At 30.1% G+C, this 7,246-nt stretch carries 9 protein-coding genes; 5 read left to right on the forward strand and 4 right to left on the reverse strand.

Features of this window, described 5'->3' with window-relative positions; all coding sequences use genetic code 11:
- From B9T66_RS07645 to B9T66_RS07660, 4 genes are all read left to right on the forward strand, one after another.
- The gene (locus tag B9T66_RS07645) at nucleotides 1-609 is read left to right on the forward strand and encodes a hypothetical protein (protein WP_095628385.1); all 609 of its coding nucleotides are present in this window, start codon (nucleotides 1-3) and stop codon (nucleotides 607-609) included.
- Complete coding sequence (locus tag B9T66_RS09220; RefSeq protein ID WP_257874656.1) at nucleotides 606-1,001, forward strand: hypothetical protein; 396 nt, start codon at nucleotides 606-608, stop codon at nucleotides 999-1,001. The genes B9T66_RS07645 and B9T66_RS09220 overlap by 4 nt, the downstream gene beginning before the upstream one ends.
- Entirely contained in the window at nucleotides 1,001-1,690 is a 690-nt protein-coding gene (locus B9T66_RS07655) for a hypothetical protein (protein ID WP_095628386.1), read from the forward strand. The genes B9T66_RS09220 and B9T66_RS07655 overlap by 1 nt, the downstream gene beginning before the upstream one ends.
- 195 nt (nucleotides 1,691-1,885) lie before the next feature.
- A complete protein-coding gene (locus tag B9T66_RS07660) occupies nucleotides 1,886-2,086 on the forward strand; it encodes a hypothetical protein (protein WP_095628387.1) in 201 nt (66 codons plus the stop codon).
- A 686-nt stretch (nucleotides 2,087-2,772) separates the two neighbouring features.
- Here B9T66_RS07660 and B9T66_RS07665 read toward each other — a convergent pair.
- Both B9T66_RS07665 and B9T66_RS07670 read right to left on the reverse strand, forming a co-directional pair.
- Complete coding sequence (locus tag B9T66_RS07665; protein WP_095628388.1) at nucleotides 2,773-3,339, reverse strand: Eco57I restriction-modification methylase domain-containing protein; 567 nt, start codon at nucleotides 3,337-3,339, stop codon at nucleotides 2,773-2,775.
- Between the two features lie 146 nt (nucleotides 3,340-3,485).
- The gene (locus tag B9T66_RS07670) at nucleotides 3,486-4,454 is read right to left on the reverse strand and encodes a tyrosine-type recombinase/integrase (RefSeq protein ID WP_257874657.1); all 969 of its coding nucleotides are present in this window, start codon (nucleotides 4,452-4,454) and stop codon (nucleotides 3,486-3,488) included.
- 293 nt (nucleotides 4,455-4,747) lie between these two features.
- Here B9T66_RS07670 and B9T66_RS07675 point away from each other — a divergent pair, with 293 nt between their 5' ends.
- Nucleotides 4,748-5,014, forward strand: a complete 267-nt coding sequence (locus tag B9T66_RS07675) for a hypothetical protein (protein WP_095628389.1) — start codon at nucleotides 4,748-4,750, stop codon at nucleotides 5,012-5,014.
- A gap of 28 nt (nucleotides 5,015-5,042) precedes the next feature.
- Here B9T66_RS07675 and B9T66_RS07680 read toward each other — a convergent pair whose 3' ends face one another.
- Both B9T66_RS07680 and B9T66_RS07685 read right to left on the reverse strand, forming a co-directional pair.
- Nucleotides 5,043-5,912 carry a hypothetical protein gene (locus tag B9T66_RS07680; RefSeq protein WP_180763371.1) on the reverse strand — a complete coding sequence of 290 codons (870 nt, stop codon included), beginning with the start codon at nucleotides 5,910-5,912 and terminating at the stop codon, nucleotides 5,043-5,045.
- A complete protein-coding gene (locus tag B9T66_RS07685) occupies nucleotides 5,884-6,102 on the reverse strand; it encodes a hypothetical protein (protein ID WP_095628391.1) in 219 nt (72 codons plus the stop codon). The genes B9T66_RS07680 and B9T66_RS07685 overlap by 29 nt, the downstream gene beginning before the upstream one ends.
- Nucleotides 6,103-7,246: the final 1,144 nt, after the last annotated feature.

Consider the following 7,246-nt stretch of genomic DNA (forward strand, 5'->3'; position numbering starts at 1 on the left):
ATGAAAAAATGGATATTTATGTGCTTGATAGTGCTTATAGTGTATGCTCATGATACAAACAAGAAAGAAGGCATATATGATTATTTCTATAACAATGAGGAAAGAATGCTAGAGAGTTTAGAGCCTAGTATTGATGATGATTTTGAGTGTAGCGATGAAGTCGCAGCAGTGATAAGTTGCGCTGCAGGTTGTGGAATGGCAAGAAGTCCCACAATAATCTTTTTAGATAATTTTTTTACTAGCTACTACCACCTCATAATGCAACACATATCTGAATATAAAAAGCAAGAGATTAAAAACATAGCAAGAGAAGCGATGAAAAAACGGGAATATACAGGTGAATGCAATAAGAAATTTACAAGCGGTGCTGGAATCCAAATGTGTTCACACGATTATATTGGAGTAGCATATGAATATGGGATACAAGAATTAAGCAAGTATCTCGCTTTCAATAACCCAAAGCTTTTAGATTCTATATTTTTACAATATGCAAAGGAAGTTGAAAATATCAGTGTTAAAGATGATATGGCTAGGCTACTTGATAAACTTTATATTGACAACTTAATTGATGAAACAGGCAAATTAATCGTCAAGGTAGATTCTAAATGATAGGACAAGGTGATGGCTATAAATATCGTGGTAAAGGATTGATACATTTGACATTTAAAGAACATTATGAGAGGGCAAGTATTTATGCCAAAAAGCAAGGCTGGATAGATACAGATAATTACTTTGTAAATAATCCTGATAGTATCACTAATAATGGAAAATATGCCTTACTTAGTGTGGTATGGTTTTGGAATAGTCAGATAAATAAGAGTAAGAATGTTAATTTCAAGAACAAATATTGCTATGAAATAGCAGACATCAAAGCAGGTACAGATAACGAAAGAGTAAATGCTATAACTTATATTGTTAATCAAAGAACAGATAGTTATGAAAAAAGAATAAAAGCATACAATAGATTAAAAAATCATAATATCTTTAAGGATTTCACTTAATGAATGCTGTAAAAACCCTCTTAATATTACTCGGCACTTATTTATGCTGCATTAATTTCTCTTTTGCTCTTGATTTGGCATTAGTCAAGGAAAATTTACTCAATAAAACAAAAGAAATCTCTGAACTTAACATTGAAACAGAAGATGTTGTGGTTGAAAATAAAATGTTTAATAACCAATCCTATGTATTTATAATTGCTAATATATCTGGCTATACTGATAGAACAATAGTGGGTGCTTCCTTTAGCTGTATAAATATTTTACATTCAGATAAAGTCATCTTTGCTTTTTGTAGTAATGGAAATATGCAAATACAGACTAAGGGTGATTTTTGGACTTTGGAAAACAAATCTGAGGAGTTTGGATATGAAGAATCGTATCGCAATGAAAGTTATTACACATTTAGACTTATAAACGATATATTTTATCTACATCAATATAGCCAAAAATATTTCTACTATGATAGATTTTGTGGTAGATTTGATGACCGATTGATTAGCTTTGATATTTTTTACCGCCAACCACGAGATGACCCAAAGAAAGAGAATCTTATCCCTTTAGATTCTATAAATGATGAGTTCTTTTCAAAATTAACAGAATTATGCTATAAAGCGGGACATTGTAAAGAAGTCGATTGGGAAGTCGTGAATGAAAGAAAGCTAAAGGATTTTAGTGAATCTTGCGAATGAAAGATTTTAGACAAATAACCAAAAAAATCAATGGCGGTACAAATGGCTTAGATAAGAGAACCAAGCAGTATGCAAGAATCAAAAATACGTAGAATCAATCCTGCTTATTTTTTTATTATAAAAATCACAATGCACTAGCGAATAAAGAAAGAAATATTCAGTATAATGTTTCAAGAATATTGCATAGAGGGTAGAATGAGACATTTGATATTTTCTTTATGTTTTATTTTTTGTATTTACGCACAAGATTCTCACGCATTGCAATGGCAAAGTATGGATTGCAAAGAAAGCGATAATCTGCTCATAACTGCACTTGCTATATTGCTAGCCATAGTGTCCTCCTTAGTTTTAATTTCTGTGTGGATTATAACAGAAAATATAGGTGGTTTCAAATAGGAAGTTCTCAAGTAGATTATAAAGAAAAAGTGGAATAGTGCCAGTAAAGAAAAGGTGATTTGGTGGCTTGGAAGTGCTAAGAGTGGTTGGCAAACTAGATAGTGGAGTGGTGGCTTGGTAGCTGTGGCTTAGCTTGCTGTATATTTTTCTTCTTTAATGGCGTATTTACAAACAAGCTGGGAGGGTTGGATAAGATACCACCAACCGCTTGTGAGCTGGTGGTTTGGTGATCTTAGTAACACACATTGACTAATACAAAAAATATTAGTATAATGGCTACTAAGATTTTTGTCTGAATCTTATCCATAAGCCTTACCTCCTATTTTGGATTAAGGCTACTTCAAGAGGTCGCTACCCTCTTGGAGCAACCTCAATATAATTATAACTAAAACTTTCTTTCTATTTCAAGAAATCTTTTTGTTGTTTAGGTGCTTAGTGGTTTTCCTTAAAAAACTTTATTTGCAGAAGTATGCCTATAGTGCAGCGTGGGTTGGCTAAATATTTTCTCTTTAATAGCCACAACCAAAACATTGTATAGAATGCCTTTTCAGTTATTGCTAAGCAAAAACAGCATACAATCGTAATCGAAATTCGAAAGGGGAGGCTTATTTCCCCTACTTATTAGTTACTGCAATATTTTACCAATCTATCATCAAAGTGTCTTAGTAAATCCTCCAAGAATGTTTCTATTTTATTAGCCTGTAGTGCTTTGCGAAATCTTTTAATGCCTGAAAGTTTGTCTGTTTAATTAAGTATGACAATGGATGCAAGACACAAACATAATCTGCTTGCAACTTTTCATATGAACGCAAAAAGCTTATGCCTATATCTCTAGATTGCAATGCTAAATCCATGCTAATTGCTTCTTTATTCTTTACTGTTCGTTGCACTATAGATGTTCTATCATTATAAGGTGGGTTGCCTATGATTATAAGCTTTTCGGATTCTGAAATACCAAAAGTGCCTCTTGAAACATTATAAAGTGCATTTTTATGCAATAAAATAATTCGAGAATCTATTCTGCTTCTTGCAATATCTAATGCTCCCTTATCAATGTCAGCACCTATAATTTTGTCAAATCCATTAGCGAGTAAAAAATTCCCAGCACCACAAGAACTATCAAGTAGTGTATATTTTTGACTACTTATGTATTTTTGCAATAAGGCATGGGCTTTTTCTACTAAAAACTCAGGGGTATAGAAACTGCCAAGATTAACAATGCTTTTTGGATTTAAGTGTGAGGGTGTGATCATGAATATCCTTTGTTTGTCTCAGAAAATAAACAAAAACAAAAGAATTCTAATTAGCCACACAAGAAAAATCAAATGGCTTTTTGTGATACAAAAAAAGAATAGAAAAATTGTATGGAAAGGAGGTTATGTATGAAGCCTGATGAACATTAAATTTTCTCTAAAGCCTCCCCTACTCCCTTTGCTGTAGCTTTAGCGTAAATAGTAGTTGTACTAATGTTAGAATGTCTTAATATTTTTTTGACAGTTGCTAGTGAAACACCTTCTTCAGTAAGCCTCATTGCTAAAGTATGCCTTAAAATGTGGCATCCTTTTTTATTGATTCCTGCTTTTTTATAAATTGCATTTACAATCAAGTACGCATTTTCTCTTGCTAAGTGGTTTTTATTTTCAGAAACCATAATAAATTCGTATGGGTCATAAATTGTTTTAAGAGCTTCAAGCTCTAATTGAATGTGTCTAGCGGAAATATAGGCGATTTGTTCCTTCCCTCCTTTTGCCATAGGAAGTCTGATTTGATATATTTTTGAAGCTTCATTTATAGAAAAATCAATCAACCTGACATTTAATGCTTCTGTAACTCTAAGCCCAGCAAAAAGCATGAGTTTAATCAACAAGACATTTCTAATTCTAATTGTTTTTCCATTTTTGAGGTATATATTGTCAAGATAAGTCAATAATCTTTGGATTTCTTGTTCATTTAAGTATGAAATTTTTTCTTCTTGCTTTTCAAATGAATTAAACTTTAATTTGTGAAATATTTTAGAAAAAGAGTGCATTTCATCATTATTATCTTCAATGTAAGTAAAAAATGCCCTTAATATATTTATATAGTTCCTTTTTGTAACATTAGTCAATATTTTTCCATTTTTTTTATTATTTCTTCTTAATGTTGGTATATTTTCCAAAAAAGTAAAAAAATTCACTATTACCAAGGAATTAATTGTTTTTAAGGTTACTTCATCTTGGATACTTCTAGAATACTCAATAAACCTCTCAATAACTCTATGGTATTGCGCTATTGTATTCTCTAATCGATTTTTTTGAGAAAATTCTGTAAAAAAAGCTTTCTCCCATCGTTTTAAATCTTCAACAATGTTAGAATTTGTAAGCTCCATGCAGATTCTCCTTGAATAATTATGTTTTTATATAACATAATTACAAATTATGTTATATAAAAACCCTATGTTTTATATTAAGATGTTTTTTAAAACCCTCTTATTTTGTATGTAAGTTATGTTATATAAAATTTATGCTTGTTGTTTTTTTTTTTTTTAAATACAAAAAAATATAAAACTATCAACTTTTTGGCATAAATATAATAATATTTTATCAAAAAATACATTTCTAATACAAATAGAATATTTTGTGATATAATTTGTTTAATTTTAAGGATAATTAAGGAGATTGTATGGAGAATATAAAAGATAGCATAGAAAATAGAAATATTTCAGAAAGTTTAGAAAAAATAGATAAAACTAAAAAAAACTTAGGAAATAAAAAAATTACTCTTACCGAAAGCTCTATGCAAAAGATCAAATTAATGATACCTGCTTTTTTATCAGAAAATGATATTAAAGATAAAGGCAAGGACAATATATCTGAAATTGTAAATTTAGCTATAGATTCTTTGTTTAAAAATGAGTTTAAAAGCTTTATAGATAATCTAGAAGAATAAAATAAAAAAAATACAATTCTTTTATTGATTATTTCTTTTGTAGCTGCAAGATAGCATCAACAAGATTTTCATATTCTTGATAAAGAGAAATGTCCTCATTTCTTTTTTTCTCAAACCCAATTGTTTGATATTCTTTTTGTCTAATATCAGCAATTTTTTTAAGAAACTTTTGCCTCGGCTCATCACTTTGGTTCCCTAACATTAAGGAAAAATCTTTAATGATAGCCTTATATGAATCTAGAGCTCCTCTCTGGAAGTGATGTTTGGCTTTTTTTACATTATCTTCTTTATCTCCTGTATTCCAAAATGCCGCATTAAGGTGCGAAATACCATTATAAAATTCAATAAGAGATTGTCGAAGAACATAATTGCGCGCAACCAAAGTCTGAGATAATAGTTCTTTGTTTAGATCTTCAGGAGTGTCTTTAAAATAGAATCGTTGTTTGTCTAGGAGATTTCTTTTGTAGATTTCCTTAAGTGCTTCCTTGCTAAGATTTTCTCTCCAAATTTTGTATTTGTTCATGGAAGTTACTAACAGCTGAAATGCACGGCTTAAATCTGAATTGGGACTTAATGTATACAGGTATCCTTGCTGAGTGGATATCCTTATGGAAATAGAAGGTATGTCTTTATTTTCTTCATTAAAGATTTCAATTTGTTTGTCCAGCTCTTTTATTTCTTTTTCTACTTTTTGAGCCTCTGTTTTCTTTTTAGAAATTTCTACAAACAAAGAATACAAACACTTAATAATCTCATAATTCCTACCCTTAGCAACAGAAGCGACAGCCTCGATTTCAGCAAACTGTAGGTATTTTATAAAAAAAATATGTAAGTATTCTTTTTTGACCTCACTCTCTTCAATCCCCATGTTAGTACCAACACTTAATCTTTTCTGCATCAAAACCAAATCGCTCTAATCTTTCGCTTGAGGTTTCTTTTGTGGGAGCTTCATGCCTATAAGAAAAAAAGGTATCTCCATTAGATTCAACGCCACTATCGGCTATACCACCTTTTTTAATTTCTTCTATGAAAGAAGTATCGATATTTGGAATAGTAACAACTTCCAATATATTTTCTGTTTTTTTCATAGCTAGCTCCTACAAAAGATGTTCAAGTATAAATGAATTTATAGCATAAAATATCAAAATCGGTAAAATTTTCCTAAAAGATTAGGCTTTGTGTTCACAAAAACACACAAAATATTTCAAATACTATCCAAAATCATTATTTGATTGGGACTCAAATAAAAAGTTCTCTATGTTCAAACTTATACTCATAGCATTTTTCATAGCCTTTAAAGTGGAGTATATCCCATATAATGGGCAAAGTGTTATAAAAAATATAAAGGACATGATTAATAGGTCTCCTGAATAGCAAAGAACAATAGCAAGAAACCAACATGCTAGTAGGGCAACTATCATGTAATTTTTAAGATCCTTGATGATTGCTACATAGGGAATTTGATAAAAAACTTCTTGAGAAAATTGTACATTTCTTTTCAGATACCATGTGATGAATCTCAAAAGTTTTGCATCTATGTATGTTTGTATTGTTTTAAACATATCTTATCTCCTCTTGTTTATAGGGCACTAATATTACTTTTCTACTTCAAAATAGTATATAGCATATTTCCTAATCCAATGATAATTTTGCCCCCAATATAAAATATTAGTCTGCAAAATAATTAATGATCAAAACCTCTTTGGTCTCCTTGTCTCTATTGCCGCCTTGATAATTCGAATTATTATAGGTGTGATTTAGATTAAAGATTTTATATTTGTGCAAATTATTATTTACCCAAGTAGCCAAGGAGGTTTTGGTACTCCTTTTATCAATGTGCAAGCGATGAATCGTGGGATATATATTGCAAGTGCATTAAATGATGTCCTGATACGCTAGGTAGGTAGTTTGAGGTATAACAATCTCATAGCATTAAAGAAGAAACAATGCGTTTAAGTTTTCTATGCAAAAAACCTTAATAAAAATTTAAAAAATAAACCCAAAGCGACACTCATAAAATATCGATTGTAGCGATATATAATGGCATTTTCTTTTAATAAAATTTTGAATTCCAGTTCGTAGATGATTATTAAAAGATTATTAAAACATTTTGTTTTGCTTCAAAATACAATTATATCATTTTATACCTATTTATAGGGCTTTAGAGCCCTAAGGATAGAGAATATTTTTATACATTTATAACATTTTATACTAAATTTTGGACACCATCTA

Source organism: Helicobacter sp. TUL (assembly GCF_002287135.1).
GTDB lineage: Bacteria > Campylobacterota > Campylobacteria > Campylobacterales > Helicobacteraceae > Helicobacter_F.